Source organism: Novosphingobium sp. AAP1 (genome assembly GCF_001295765.1).
Lineage (GTDB): Bacteria > Pseudomonadota > Alphaproteobacteria > Sphingomonadales > Sphingomonadaceae > Novosphingobium > Novosphingobium capsulatum.
This window is the reverse complement of sequence record NZ_LJHO01000001.1, coordinates 411,514-425,190: the sequence shown is the minus strand read 5'-3', so window position 1 is coordinate 425,190 and position 13,677 is coordinate 411,514. Positions and strand designations below refer to the sequence as shown.

Sequence of the window (13,677 nt, the reverse complement as noted above, 5' to 3'; positions counted from 1 at the left end):
CATACGGGCCGATAGGCCGGCGCGTCTTCCTGGGGGGGAGGGCGCGCCGGTTCTCTTTGGAAGCCCTCGCGGTGGTCTACGGCCTTAGTCTGCCATGTCGTTGACGGCCATCAGGGCCAGCTCGGTGCGGTTGTCGATGCCCAGCTTCTGGTACATGGCGTGAAGGTAAACCTTCACGGTGCCTTCGCCGATATTCAGTTCCGCGCCGATATCGCGATTGCGCATGCCGCGCGCCACCAGGCGGGCGATGCGCCGCTCGCGTGGGTTCAGGCGATCGAGCGGCCCGGTGGCCTCGGGATGAAGCGACAGGTCAAGCGCGCGCTGCAGAAGGTCTGCCGAAATGGCCCGTTCGCCTTCCTCCACCTTGGCCAGCACATCGATCAGTTCATCGCCGGCGCCATCCTTGGAGACGATGCCCTCGACGCCCGCGCGCATCACCGCCAGCAGATTGCGATCGGTCAGCTCGGCAGTCAGCAGCACGACCCGCCGCCGATCGCCCCGGGCCCGCAGCGTTTCGAGCACCTGGACCCCGTTCATGCCGGGCATGTTGATATCCAGCACGACGATTTCGGGATCGTGGGTGGCGATCGCGTCCAGCGTTTCCTCGCCGCTGGCCGTGGCGGCGACCACTTTGAAGCGGCTATCGCGCAGCACGGCGGCAACGCCAGCGCGGATAAAGCCGTGGTCGTCAGCAACAAGGATCGTGGTCATGCCTTCAGGCCTGTCATGCATTGATGCGGGTGGGCACTTCGATATCGAGGCGGGCGCCCGGGCGCAGATGGTTGTTGGAATGTTCGGCGATGCGCACACGGCCACCCAGTGCCGCCACGCGCTCGGTGATCGAGCGCGGCTGGCACAACTGGCCCGCCCCTGGAAAGCCAACCCCGTCGTCTGCAATCGTAACGGTCAGGGTGGACCCGTCGTGGTGGAGCGAAATCATCACTTCGCTGCACTGGCCATGTCGGGCGGCATTGGCAACAGCCTCGCGCACCATTTGTCGCAATTCATAGGCAAGATGGATCGGCACCGGCAGCGGGCCGGTCTGTCCGTCAAAGCGGATCTGGACGCGCCAGTGGGCCGACATTTCCTCGACCAGGCTGCGCAATTCCTCGGTCACGTCGGCAGCGCGATCACCGTCCTCGCCGCGGCGCAGTCGGTCGATCATTACGCGCAACTGCGCCTGCTCGCGGCGCAGCGCTTCCTTCATCGCCACGATTTCGCCCTCAGGGTCCTTGCCGTCGCGCAGGCGGCGACGCAGCGCCTCGAGCCGGAACATCGTGCCGGCCAGGAACTGTACGACGCTGTCGTGAAGGTCGCGCGCCAGGGCATTGCGCACTTCGGCCACGGCCGAGCTCTTGGCCAGGGTGGCCATTTCCTCGCGGTCGAGCGCCAGGCCGATCTCGCGCACCAGGGCGCTCATCCACGGCAGGTCGTCCACCGCCATGGCGGGAATGCCCCAGACCAGCAGTTGCCCCTGGCTGGAAACAGAACTGAACGTGGCAAGAATGCCTTCGTTGACGCCGCAGATCTCGGCCAGCGGAATGGCGGCAGTGCTGCGCTCGATCACCAACTGGTGCTCCGCCGGCAGGCCGATGCGGCGCGCGCGCTGGCGATCGAACAGAGTGGGCGGGGCAGGCATGGCCAGGGCCGTGGACAGGGCGCTCGGGCCCTGGCGCTCGCTCGTAACGCGGCCATCGTCTTCGATCAGCAGATCGATCCAGGGCTCGTCACCCCAAGCCACCGCAAGGGCCGCGCCGCGTGCCCCCATGGTGAGGCAGGCCTGGCGCAAGGCGCTGGCCAACACGCGGTTGCGGCGCGCGCCGGGAGGGCCGGCTGGTTCGGGCAGGGTCACCACGCGCCGCCCGCGCTGGCGGCTGGCCAGCCACAGCATCAGCATCGACACCACGACCATGCAGATCAGCCCACGCACGAAGCGCAGCGGATCGGGGGCGGCCCCGCCAAGCGTCAGCATCCCGGCCGGCACGATCGCGGCAAAGAACAGGCCCATGCCGGTCGTCGCCACGCCGATCGTGCCCCAGCGCACCAGGGCAACCAGCAGCAGAAACGTGCCGAACACCAGAAACGGCCCGGTCAGCACGCCTTGCGGGCGCTCGGTAAAATAGATCGCGCCGGCAAATGCCACGAAATCGATCACCTGCGCGGCCGGGGCCAGGCGGCAATCATACCACCAATCCGTCCAGGCCGCGCAGGCGAGGATGATGACCCAGAAGACATAGCCACCAGCCAGTATCCGGGTGATGCCGGGATTGCGCAGCGCCACATCGGGAGAGAACACGATGCCGGCCATGAACATCGCGGCCATCGTCAGCCGGCACAACGCCAATACCTTGCCGCTGCGCCGCGCGTACATGTGACGGATCTCCAAGCCTGCGGTCTCCCTATGGAAAAGGATATGTGGCGCCCATCGCGGATATGCAATCGGATTGCGCTCCCGGCGGGTGGGCTTTTACGTTAACCATTGTTACAGGGGGCTATGCCATCGACCATGCTTGCCGGTTCATGAATACCGATACGGGGCACCGACTTGACCCGGCGCTGATTCGCATCCTGTGGGTTGCGGGCTGGCATGCACCTGGCGCTGCGGATAGGATGGGAGGCAAGTCATGACCGGATCGCCTTCCTCTTCCTCGCCGCTTGATGCGTTGACGGCCAAGCAGCGCGAGGTGCTGAACCTTCTGATCCAGCACAAGACCTCGAAGGAGATATCCCGGATACTGGGTATCTCGCCCTATACGGTCGATCAGCGCATTCTGCTGGCACGGGGCAAGCTGGGCGTCACCTCGCGTAGCGAAGTGGCTCAGGCATATAGGCTTTTACTGGAAGAAACAGGGTCTGCCAGGGTATCCGTAAAACCCGTATATGGTTCGCAGGATGTCGCCAAGGTCATCATTCCGACGCACAAGGACAGCGAAGGACAAGACGAGCCCGAAGCCCCGGTAGACGAAGGTGGCGATGATGGGGATCATCCCACCACGCAAGCGTCCGCCACCATGGACCAAGGGTATCATCGTGTCCTTCCGGAGATGTTCGACGGACCTTACGGGACGCTGATGCGACTGGGGGCAACGGCCCTTATCGCGATGGTCCTGATCCTCACCGTCCTGGGTGGGCTGACGATGTTCTCGCAGTTGTCCAGGATCGTGGATCGTTAACCTGTCGGATCTCCTCCGCATCAACATGGGGACGGCACCGGTGGTGTCGTGTGGAGGCAGATGACGATGACCAATACCAAGCACAACAATACGGTTCGGGCCGCAGTGGCTGGCGCGATGACGCCGGCGGTGGCGCAACTGCGCGTAACCCGCGATCTGCACGAGGCGGAAGCGGCGCTGGACGAGGCGCTGATCCGCCAGGCCAACCTGCTTTCGTCGATGGTGTCTGCGCGGCGTGAGGCGGGGCTGCCGCCGTTCCTCGGGCAGGATGCGCTGATGCGCCTGCTCAAGAGCCAGCAGGCGATGGTCGATGCGGGTGGCGAATTGGCGCGCGTGCACGGCCGGCTCAGTGCCATTGCGGCCGAAACCATGGGCGGCAATGACGAATGCCCCAAGACCGCGACGCTGGTCGATCCGGCCGATGCGTCCGGTGGGGTGATGGCGCCCCTGGCGCACGCAGCCTGACCTTGTCTCCGGCATGGGTATGGAGGATGTGACGGCCGATGCTCTCGCTCTGGCTACCTCGCATTCTCCTGGCCTGCGCCGTTCTGTTCGCCGCCCGCAAGGGCGGCGAACCTGAACAGTCGGTGGCGGCGATCCTGCTCGCGACATTCGCGCTCGACGTTGCCAACCACGCAATCTTCGGAGATCCCGCATGGTTTGCGGTCAATCCCGGTCACCTGGTGATCGATCTTTGGGCGTTCATCGTCCTGCTGTGGGTGGCCTTGCGCGCCAACCGCGCCTGGCCATTGGCCGTCAGCGCGGCGCAGGCGCTGGTCGTGCTCGGCCACGCCGCCAAGTTGTGGGAGCTGGCCATGGTGCGCAAGGCGTACTGGGTGATGACGCAGGTTCCCTTCTCGTTGCAACTGCTGCTGCTGATCTTTGGCACGGCCGCGCACATGCACCGCGCGCGCCGGCTGGGCGACTATCATGGCTGGCGGCTGACCTGATCGCTGCAGCCATGCTGACTCCAGCGGGGAGGGCGGCATGACGGTGCGATCGATGCGAGCCGCCGCGCGCCGTAGTGATGGAGTGCAGAGCATGACCTTCCGAAACGAGCAGATCATGGCAGCAGCACCCACTGCCGGTGTGCCGCGCCCGGCCATCCCGGCGCCAGCGCTGGCGATGGCCCGCGAAGTCTATGCCGCGCGGCGGCGGCGCGAACGGTTCCTGGCGGCAGACCTTTTTGGCGAGCCAACCTGGGATATCCTGCTCGACCTGTTCATCGCCGCGGCAGAGGCGCGCCGCGTGCCCACGACCAGCGCCTGTATCGGCGCCAACGTTCCGCCCACCACGGCGCTGCGCTGGCTGCGCATCCTGGAAGCGCGCGGCCTGGTGGAGCGCGAGGACGATGGTCGCGATGGCCGGCGCACGTTCGTGTGCCTGACCACGCGCGGCCTGGCGGCGATGACCGATCTCATGCTCAACTGGCAGGCAGCGATGGGCGCGGTCGCGCAGTCCACGCTCGCAACCGACCAGCCACGCCCGGCGCCAGCCTTTTCCTTTGAAATGACCGCTGACTGAAGGCCAGGCTGATGTCTGGCAGGCGTGTAGCAAAGCCCGGCTGCTTGCAGCCGGGCTTTGCTGTCTCAGCGCTAGGCCCTATTCATCCAGCTCCCAGCGGATCGAGCCGAGGTAGATGCCCGTGGTGGCCGCACCACTAGCATCGGTAGCGACGGCGAACCGCGCACGGCTGGCGATGCGTGCGCAGGCCGTAGCGTCCAGCAGATCGTGCCCGCTGCTGGCGGTGATCGCGCAATCGGCGACGCGCCCGTCGCGGCCGATCGTTAGCCGAAACCGGGTTACGCCGGTCCAGCCCTCGCGCACCGCCTGGCCAGGATAATCGTTGCGCGTGACCCAGTCGCCGGGATTGCCCTTGGGTGTGGCGCGCTGTGGGGTGGCCTGGGGCTGCGGTTCGGGCGGCGGCGGGAAGAAGGGCTCGGTTGGCCGGATCACCACGGGTCCGTCGTCGATCTGCGGCAGCGTACTCGGGCCAGTTTGGGGCAGCGGATTGGCCGGGGCCAGCTTGTCGATGACCGGCGGCGTGGTGTCGATATGCGTGGGCGCGGTTGGCGGCGGCTTGCGCACGGGCGTCGTGGTTGGTTTGGGCGGCGGGGGTGGCACATAGGTCCAGTTGTTCCCCTGCAGGGTGTGGTGGATCACCGCCGTAATCGCGCCGCCCGCGAACGTGGTGAGGAGTGCGGCGCCCACCCCCAGATGGAGCAGGCCGACCGCAAGGCCGATGCGCAGCGAAGGACGACGGGCAGTCTGATCGACGTAAGCCATGCGTTTCTCCTCTCAGCCATGTACCGGCGGCCTGATTGTGCCTGCCGGGCAACGCCTGCGCGCTCCAAGCGCGTGGGGCGGGCGTTGCAAGGGTGATGGTATCACATGTCAGGACGTGACAAAGTGAAATCTCAACTGCGCTGGTAGTAATTGCACCGTGGCGCCTGCCTTGACCGGATCGGCCCTTTGGCGTAGGGGCGCACTCGTTCCGGTATGCATTTGCGTGCTGCCGGCCAGTTAAAGAGCTGAACATTGCCGGTGCGCATGGGGCTGCAAGTGGCGGTAATCCGCCATGGGTGGCCCTTTTCCCTTTGGGTTGGATCTTGCCGAATCGGCAAGGGCGCCTGCCGGGATGCCAGCCGTCAAAGTAACCCGGTGCCGTTGGCCTGGGTGGAGTGTTTTCGGCTCATTCGATGCGTCATGCGCTGCGGCCTCGTGCTGCGCAGTGCCGACCCATTGCATGAGGCGTCTTTCCTTCACCTGTTCCGGCGTTGCCATAACCAAGGTGAAGAGTACTTCATGCCTACGATCAACCAGCTGATCCGCAAGGGTCGCGTCCCGCAGAAGGCCAAGAGCAAGGTCCCTGCGATGGAGCAGAACCCGCAGAAGCGCGGCGTTTGCACCCGCGTCTACACGACCACCCCGAAGAAGCCGAACTCGGCTCTCCGCAAGGTCGCCAAGATCCGTCTGACCAACAGCCGCGAAGTCATTTCGTACATTCCCGGCGAAGGCCACAACCTGCAGGAACACTCCGTGGTGCTGATCCGCGGCGGCCGTGTGCGCGACCTTCCCGGCGTGCGCTACCACGTGCTGCGCGGCGTGCTTGACACGCAGGGCGTCAAGGACCGCAAGCAGAGCCGTTCGAAGTACGGCGCCAAGCGTCCGAAGTAATGGTGGCCGCAAGCGCGGCTGGTGGGGGCAGGTGATGCTCCGCCAGGCCGCCTTGCCGGAATGAGCGGCTGGCCTTGAAGCTGGCCCGATCAGAAGGAATTCAACATGTCACGTCGTCGTCGTCCGGAAAAGCGGGTCATCCTGCCCGATCCGAAGTTCGGTGATCAGGTTCTGTCGAAGTTCATGAACAACCTCATGCTCGATGGTAAGAAGTCGGTTGCCGAAAGCATCGTCTATGGCGCTCTCGACACCATGCAGACCCGTGCCAAGGCTGACCCGGTTCAGCTGTTCCACGATGCGCTGAACAACGTGAAGCCGCACATCGAAGTGCGTTCGCGCCGCGTTGGTGGTGCCACCTACCAGGTTCCCGTGGAAGTGCGCCCCGAGCGCGCCCAGGCCCTGGCGATTCGCTGGCTGATCACGGCCGCCCGCAACCGTTCGGAAACCACCATGTCGGCCCGCCTGTCGGCTGAACTGCTGGATGCCGCCAACAACCGTGGCAACGCCGTGAAGAAGCGCGAAGACACCCACCGCATGGCCGACGCCAACCGCGCGTTCAGCCACTACCGCTGGTAAGCTTCCGAAAAACTGGTCACGTGGCCGTCTTCAAACGGTCACAGCAGTAACCATATGGGGTGGGCTGGAGCAATCCGGCCCTTCCCGAACCCAAGGAACACACCATGGCCCGCAGCCATCCGCTCGAGCGTTACCGCAACATCGGTATCATGGCGCACATCGACGCCGGCAAGACGACGACGACCGAGCGCATCCTTTACTACACCGGCAAGTCCTACAAGATCGGCGAAGTGCACGACGGCGCTGCGACGATGGACTGGATGGAACAGGAACAGGAACGCGGCATCACGATCACGTCGGCCGCGACGACCTGCTTCTGGAACGACCACCGCATCAACATCATCGACACCCCCGGCCACGTCGACTTCACCATCGAAGTCGAACGTTCGCTGCGCGTGCTCGACGGTGCGGTTGCGTGCTTCGACGGCGTTGCCGGCGTTGAGCCGCAGTCGGAAACCGTGTGGCGCCAGGCCGACAAGTACGGCGTGCCGCGCATGTGCTTCATCAACAAGCTCGACCGCACCGGCGCCAACTTCAAGTACTGCGTGCAGTCGATCATCGACCGCCTCGGTGCCAAGCCTGCCGTGCTCTACATTCCGATCGGTCTCGAAGCCGATCTGAAGGGCCTGGTCGACCTGGTCAACAACCGCGCGATCATCTGGAAGGACGAATCGCTCGGCGCCGAATTCTTCTACGAAGAAATCCCGGCTGACCTGGCTGATGAAGCCGCGATCTACCGTTCGGAACTGATCGAACTCGCCGTCGAACAGGACGACGAGGCGATGGAAGCCTATCTCGAAGGCAACGAGCCCGACGCCGAAACGCTCAAGAAGCTGATCCGCAAGGGTACGCTGAACCACTCGTTCGTGCCGGTGTGCTGCGGCTCGGCGTTCAAGAACAAGGGCGTGCAGCCCCTGCTCGACGCCGTGGTCGACTACCTGCCTTCGCCGCTCGACATTGAAGACGTCCAGGGCGTCAAGGTCGACAGCGACGAGAAGGACAGCCGTCCGCCCAAGGACGACGCGCCGTTCTCGGCTCTGGCGTTCAAGGTCATGAACGACCCGTTCGTCGGCTCGCTCACCTTCATCCGCATCTATTCGGGTACGCTCACCAAGGGCACCTACCTGAACTCGGTGAAGCAGAAGAAGGAAAAGGTCGGCCGCATGCTCGAAATGCATGCCAACGACCGTAAGGACGTCGACGAAGCGTTCGCTGGCGACATCATCGCGCTGGCCGGCATGAAGGAAACCACCACGGGCGACACGCTCTGCGCCGAACGCGCGCCGATCGTGCTCGAACGCATGGAATTCCCCGAGCCGGTTATCGAACTGTCGGTGGAGCCCAAGACCAAGGCCGACCAGGAAAAGATGGGCATCGCGCTCAATCGCCTGTCTGCCGAAGATCCCTCGTTCCGCGTCTCGACCGATCACGAATCGGGTCAGACGATCATCAAGGGCATGGGCGAACTGCACCTCGACATCATCGTCGATCGCATGCGTCGCGAATTCAAGGTGGAAGCCAACGTGGGCGCGCCCCAGGTGGCCTACCGCGAATACCTCGCCAAGCCGGTGGACCTCGACTACACGCACAAGAAGCAGTCGGGTGGTACCGGTCAGTTCGGCCGCGTGAAGGTCAAGATCACGCCGGGCGAACGCGGCTCGGGCATCATCTTCAAGGATGAAATCAAGGGCGGTAATATTCCCAAGGAATATATCCCCGCGATTGAAAAGGGCATGCGCGAAACGGCAGCCACCGGTTCGCTGGTTGGCTTCCCGATCATCGACTTCGAAATCCTGCTCTACGACGGTGCTTACCACGACGTCGACTCGTCGGCCCTGGCCTTCGAAATCGCCGGTCGCGGTGCCATGCGTGAAGCGGCTCAGAAGTCGGGCATCAAGCTGCTCGAGCCGATCATGAGCGTCGAGGTCGTGACCCCTGAGGAATTCATGGGTGACGTGATCGGCGACTTGAACTCGCGTCGTGGCCAGATCCAGGGTACCGACAGCCGGGGCAATGCCCAGGTCGTCGACGCCATGGTGCCGCTCGCGAACATGTTCGGCTACGTGAACCAGCTGCGTTCTTTCACGCAGGGTCGCGCGCAGTACACCATGCAGTTCTCTCACTATGACGAAGTTCCGGCGAATGTCGCGGCTGAGGTCAAGGAGAAGCTTGCCTGATCACTCTGATCAGGCTAGGGGCGGCGCCTGATTCCGTCGGGTGCCGTACCCCGCAGAATTCACAGACAAGCGAATAGAAGGTTTGAACAATGGCCAAGGCTAAGTTTGAGCGGAACAAGCCGCACTGCAACATCGGCACCATCGGTCACGTTGACCATGGCAAGACCACGCTGACCGCAGCGATCACCAAGGTCCTCGCCGAAACCGGCGGCGCGACGTTCACGGACTACGCGAACATCGACAAGGCTCCTGAAGAGCGCGAACGCGGCATCACCATCTCGACCGCACACGTCGAGTATGAAACTGCCAACCGTCACTACGCGCACGTCGACTGCCCGGGTCACGCTGACTATGTGAAGAACATGATCACCGGTGCCGCCCAGATGGACGGCGCGATCCTGGTCGTGAACGCTGCTGACGGCCCGATGCCGCAGACCCGCGAGCACATCCTGCTCGCCCGCCAGGTCGGCGTGCCGGCTCTGGTCGTGTACATGAACAAGGTCGACCAGGTTGACGACGAGGAAATCCTCGAACTCGTCGAACTGGAAGTTCGTGAACTGCTCTCGTCGTACGACTTCCCGGGCGACGATATTCCGATCGTCAAGGGTTCGGCTCTGGCCGCTCTCGAAGGTCGCGACGACAACATCGGCAAGAACTCGATCACCGAGCTGATGGCCGCTGTCGACAGCTACATCCCGCAGCCGCCGCGTCCGACCGACAAGCCCTTCCTGATGCCCGTCGAAGACGTGTTCTCGATCTCGGGTCGCGGCACCGTGGTGACCGGCCGTATCGAAACCGGCATCGTCAAGGTGGGTGAAGAAGTCGAAATCATCGGCCTCAAGGACACCCAGAAGACCACCGTCACCGGCGTGGAAATGTTCCGCAAGCTGCTCGACCAGGGTGAAGCTGGCGACAACGTTGGCGCCCTGATCCGTGGCATCAAGCGTGAAGAAGTCGAGCGTGGCCAGGTTCTCGCCAAGCCCGGTTCGGTGACGCCGCACACCGAATTCGCCGCCGAAGTCTACGTGCTGTCGAAGGACGAAGGTGGCCGTCACACGCCGTTCTTCGCCAACTACCGCCCGCAGTTCTACTTCCGCACCACCGACGTCACCGGTGAAGTGGTTCTCCCCGAAGGCACCGAAATGGTGATGCCGGGCGACAACCTCACCCTGTCGGTCAAGCTGATCGCGCCGATCGCCATGGACGAAGGTCTTCGCTTCGCCATTCGCGAAGGCGGCCGGACCGTCGGTTCGGGGGTTGTCAGCAAGATCACGAAGTAATATAGGCGCCGGACCGGCGGGAGATTCGCTCTCCCGCCGGACGGTCTTTTTGATCAGTCGCCCCGCTTTCTCCCCATCCATCGGGAGGGGATCAGAGGGTAGGGCGGCTGGTTTTTGTTTTCGCTCTTTCGCATCGGTAAACGGACATGGAAGCCCAGAACATCCGCATTCGCCTTAAGGCCTTCGATCATCGCGTACTGGACCAGGCCACTGGTGAAATCGCGGACACCGCCCGCCGCACCGGCGCCCTGATTCGTGGTCCCATTCCGCTGCCGACCCGCATCGAGAAGTTCTGCGTCAACCGCGGTCCGCACATCGACAAGAAGTCGCGCGAACAGTTTGAAGTCCGCACCTACAAGCGCCTGCTTGACATCGTGCAGCCCAACGCTGCCACTGTCGACGCGCTGATGAAGCTGGACCTCGCTGCCGGCGTGAACGTCGAGATCAAGCTGGCCTGATGCCAGCGCCCTGGCCCCGCCCCCACATGTGTGGCGGGCAGGGCGGCTTGACCGAGCCTCATCGGTTTCCAGTTTTGGGTCACTTGTGATCCATCATCTCTTCCGGCCCTGAGGCTGGCTTGGCGGAAAATTCGTTCTGCCGCGACAAAAGGGATACCTCCGGCCTCCTGCCGCTGCCTTCGGGTGCGGCGCCAAGGGTCGGGAAAGCGTCCCCCGTTCGCTCCTGTTCAGGCAGGGGCACTCAGCCCGGACGGGGCATGCTTCTTATACGGGCTGAACACGCCTTTGGGGGATGGGCCCTCGAAGGCCTCTGTGAGGAGTATGAGATCATGCGCACCGGCGTGATCGCGAAGAAGGTGGGTATGACCCGCCTGTTCCAGGAAGATGGTCGGCACGTGCCGGTCACCGTCCTTTCGCTTGAAGATTGCCAGGTGGTTTCGGTCCGCACTGCCGAACGTGACGGTTACGTCGCGCTTCAGCTGGGTGCTGGCGAAGCCAAGCAGAAGAACGTTGCCAAGCCGCAGCGCGAGCACTTCGCCAAGGCAGAAGTGCCGCTGAAGATGCAGGTCGCCGAGTTCCGCGTCGCTGATGACGCGCTGCTCGATGTCGGTGCCAGCATCGCCGCTTCGCACTTCGTTGCTGGCCAGTACGTGGACATCACCGGCCACACCCAGGGCAAGGGCTTTGCCGGCGCCATGAAGCGTTGGGGCTTCGGCGGTATGCGCGCCACGCACGGCGTGTCGATCTCGCACCGTGCCCACGGTTCGACCGGTAACCGCCAGGATCCGGGTCGCGTCTTCAAGAACAAGAAGATGGCCGGCCACATGGGCGACCGTCAGCGCACCCAGCAGAACCTCGAAATCGTTCGCACCGACGATGCGCGCGGCCTGATCTTCGTCAAGGGCTCGGTCCCTGGCGCGAAGAACGGCTGGCTGCTCGTTCGTGACGCGGTCAAGGTCGATCGCCACGCGCAGGCGCCCTATCCCGCCGGTCTCAAGGCCGCCAACACCAACGAACAGGCCGCTCCCGAAGCCGCCGATGGCCAGGAGGGCTAAGTCGTGAAGGTTCAAGTCCTCAATCTGGACGGTTCGGCCGCCGGCGACGTGGAACTCGCAGATGACGTGTTCGGTCTCGAACCGCGCGCCGACATCCTGCACCGCGTTGTGACCTGGCAGCTGGAAAACCGTCGTGGCACGGCCCGTGGCGCTCGCGAGCGTTCGGACGTTGCCCGCACCGGCAAGAAGTTCGGCCGTCAGAAGGGTGGTGGTACCGCTCGTCACGGCGACCGCAAGGCCCCGATCTTCATCGGCGGTGGCAAGGCCCATGGTCCGCGCGTTCGTGACTTCAGCGTTTCGCTGAACAAGAAGGTGCGCGCTCTCGGTCTCAAGATGGCGCTCTCGTCCAAGGCCCAGAACGGCCTGGTCGTGATCGACAGCCTGGAACTGACCGACGCCAAGACCAAGGCGCTGGCCGGTACGCTGGCCAAGGCCGGCTTCGGCAAGAAGGTGCTCGTCGTGGATGGTGAGCAGGTCAACGAGGGCTTTGCCCGCGCGGCCCGCAACATCGTCGGCGTCAACGTGCTCCCCGCCATCGGCGCCAACGTCTACGACATCCTGAAGCATGATACGCTGGTGCTGACGCGCGCCGCGGTCGAGAAGCTGGAGGCGCGTTTCAATGGCTAAGGACGCAATCGACACGCGTCACTATGACGTGATCGTGGCTCCCCACATCACCGAAAAGGCGACGCTGCTGAGCGAAAACAATGCCGTGGTCTTCAAGGTTGCCGAAAAGGCGACCAAGCCGGAGATCAAGGCGGCGGTGGAAGCCCTCTTCAATGTCACGGTCACCAAGGTGAACACGCTGACCCAGAAGGGGAAGACCAAGCGCTGGAAGGGCAAGCCCTACAAGCGCACCGACGTCAAGAAGGCCGTCGTGACCCTGGCCGCGGGCCAGTCGATCGACGTCACCAGCGGTATCTGAGGCGAAGGCATAGACCATGGCACTCAAGAGCTATAACCCGACCAGCCCCGCACGCCGCGGCCTGGTCCTCGTCGACAAGTCGGCTCTGTGGAAGGGCAAGCCTGTCAAGACTTTGACCGAAGGCAAGAGCAAGACCGGCGGCCGCAACAACAAGGGCCACGTGACCAGCCGCGGTATCGCGGGCGGCCACAAGCAGAAGTACCGCTTCATCGACTTCAAGCGTCGTAAGTGGGACATGCCGGCCACTGTCGAGCGTCTCGAATACGATCCCAACCGCACCGCGTTCATCGCCCTCGTCACGTACGAAGACGGTGAGCAGGCCTACATCCTGGCGCCGCAGCGCCTGGCTGTTGGCGACGTGGTGGTTGCCGGTGAGAAGACCGACGTGAAGCCTGGCAATGCGATGCTCCTGTCGCAGATGCCGGTTGGTACCATCATCCACAACGTGGAAATGAAGCCGGGCAAGGGCGGTCAGATCGCCCGTTCGGCCGGTACCTACGTCCAGCTCGTCGGTCGTGACCGCGGCATGGTGATCGTTCGCCTGAATTCGGGCGAGCAGCGCTACCTGCGTGGCGACTGCATGGGCACCGTCGGCGCCGTGTCGAACCCCGACAACTCGAACCAGAATCTTGCCAAGGCCGGTCGTAACCGCTGGCTTGGCCGTCGTCCGTTGACGCGCGGTGTGGCAAAGAACCCGGTCGACCACCCGCACGGTGGTGGTGAAGGCCGCACCTCGGGTGGCCGTCATCCGGTCACTCCGTGGGGCAAGCCGACCAAGGGCGCCCGCACCCGTCACAACAAGAAGACGGACAAGTTCATCATTCGTTCGCGCCACGCGAAGAAGAAGAGGTAAGAC

The 13,677-nt window shown here is 63.9% G+C and carries 16 protein-coding genes; 13 read left to right on the top strand and 3 right to left on the bottom strand.

Annotated elements, in window-relative coordinates; all coding sequences use genetic code 11:
* Positions 1 to 84: 84 nt before the first annotated feature.
* Entirely contained in the window at positions 85 to 711 is a 627-nt protein-coding gene (locus IP65_RS01825) for a response regulator transcription factor (protein ID WP_054130545.1), read from the bottom strand.
* Positions 712 to 724: 13 nt separating this feature from the next.
* Complete coding sequence (locus IP65_RS01820) at positions 725 to 2,371, bottom strand: sensor histidine kinase (protein WP_054130544.1); 1,647 nt, start codon at positions 2,369 to 2,371, stop codon at positions 725 to 727.
* A gap of 253 nt (positions 2,372 to 2,624) precedes the next feature.
* On the opposite strand from IP65_RS01820, the gene IP65_RS01815 reads away from it, so the two are divergent.
* From IP65_RS01815 to IP65_RS20740, 4 genes are all read left to right on the top strand, one after another.
* Positions 2,625 to 3,173 (top strand): helix-turn-helix transcriptional regulator, encoded by a 549-nt coding sequence (locus IP65_RS01815; RefSeq protein WP_054130543.1) that lies wholly within the window; start codon positions 2,625 to 2,627, stop codon positions 3,171 to 3,173.
* Positions 3,174 to 3,239: 66 nt separating this feature from the next.
* Positions 3,240 to 3,638, top strand: a complete 399-nt coding sequence (locus tag IP65_RS01810; RefSeq protein ID WP_231627512.1) for a hypothetical protein — start codon at positions 3,240 to 3,242, stop codon at positions 3,636 to 3,638.
* A 38-nt stretch (positions 3,639 to 3,676) separates the two neighbouring features.
* Positions 3,677 to 4,123: a hypothetical protein gene (locus IP65_RS01805; RefSeq protein ID WP_022675070.1), complete on the top strand. Its 447-nt coding sequence runs from the start codon at positions 3,677 to 3,679 to the stop codon at positions 4,121 to 4,123.
* Between the two features lie 91 nt (positions 4,124 to 4,214).
* Positions 4,215 to 4,697 carry a MarR family winged helix-turn-helix transcriptional regulator gene (locus tag IP65_RS20740; protein ID WP_082349703.1) on the top strand — a complete coding sequence of 161 codons (483 nt, stop codon included), beginning with the start codon at positions 4,215 to 4,217 and terminating at the stop codon, positions 4,695 to 4,697.
* Positions 4,698 to 4,775: 78 nt separating this feature from the next.
* On the opposite strand, the gene IP65_RS01795 is transcribed toward IP65_RS20740, so the two are convergent.
* Positions 4,776 to 5,459 (bottom strand): energy transducer TonB, encoded by a 684-nt coding sequence (locus tag IP65_RS01795; RefSeq protein WP_054130542.1) that lies wholly within the window; start codon positions 5,457 to 5,459, stop codon positions 4,776 to 4,778.
* A 519-nt stretch (positions 5,460 to 5,978) separates the two neighbouring features.
* Between IP65_RS01795 and rpsL the strand changes: the two genes are divergently transcribed.
* From rpsL to rplB, 9 genes are all read left to right on the top strand, one after another.
* On the top strand, positions 5,979 to 6,350 hold the full coding sequence (rpsL, locus tag IP65_RS01790; RefSeq protein WP_022675067.1) for a 30S ribosomal protein S12: 372 nt from the start codon (positions 5,979 to 5,981) through the stop codon (positions 6,348 to 6,350).
* Between the two features lie 105 nt (positions 6,351 to 6,455).
* Positions 6,456 to 6,926, top strand: a complete 471-nt coding sequence (gene rpsG / locus IP65_RS01785; RefSeq protein ID WP_022675066.1) for a 30S ribosomal protein S7 — start codon at positions 6,456 to 6,458, stop codon at positions 6,924 to 6,926.
* A 104-nt stretch (positions 6,927 to 7,030) separates the two neighbouring features.
* Entirely contained in the window at positions 7,031 to 9,103 is a 2,073-nt protein-coding gene (fusA, locus tag IP65_RS01780) for an elongation factor G (RefSeq protein WP_028657518.1), read from the top strand.
* Positions 9,104 to 9,192: 89 nt separating this feature from the next.
* Positions 9,193 to 10,383: an elongation factor Tu gene (gene tuf / locus IP65_RS01775; protein ID WP_022675064.1), complete on the top strand. Its 1,191-nt coding sequence runs from the start codon at positions 9,193 to 9,195 to the stop codon at positions 10,381 to 10,383.
* 146 nt (positions 10,384 to 10,529) lie between these two features.
* Positions 10,530 to 10,841 (top strand): 30S ribosomal protein S10, encoded by a 312-nt coding sequence (gene rpsJ, locus IP65_RS01770; RefSeq protein WP_011444906.1) that lies wholly within the window; start codon positions 10,530 to 10,532, stop codon positions 10,839 to 10,841.
* A 329-nt stretch (positions 10,842 to 11,170) separates the two neighbouring features.
* Complete coding sequence (gene rplC / locus IP65_RS01765; RefSeq protein ID WP_022675063.1) at positions 11,171 to 11,896, top strand: 50S ribosomal protein L3; 726 nt, start codon at positions 11,171 to 11,173, stop codon at positions 11,894 to 11,896.
* Positions 11,897 to 11,899: 3 nt separating this feature from the next.
* Entirely contained in the window at positions 11,900 to 12,523 is a 624-nt protein-coding gene (gene rplD / locus IP65_RS01760; protein ID WP_022675062.1) for a 50S ribosomal protein L4, read from the top strand.
* Positions 12,516 to 12,821 (top strand): 50S ribosomal protein L23, encoded by a 306-nt coding sequence (locus tag IP65_RS01755; RefSeq protein WP_022675061.1) that lies wholly within the window; start codon positions 12,516 to 12,518, stop codon positions 12,819 to 12,821. Before rplD ends, IP65_RS01755 begins: the two co-directional genes overlap by 8 nt.
* Positions 12,822 to 12,837: 16 nt before the next feature.
* Positions 12,838 to 13,674 carry a 50S ribosomal protein L2 gene (gene rplB, locus IP65_RS01750; RefSeq protein ID WP_054130541.1) on the top strand — a complete coding sequence of 279 codons (837 nt, stop codon included), beginning with the start codon at positions 12,838 to 12,840 and terminating at the stop codon, positions 13,672 to 13,674.
* Positions 13,675 to 13,677 lie beyond the last annotated feature (3 nt).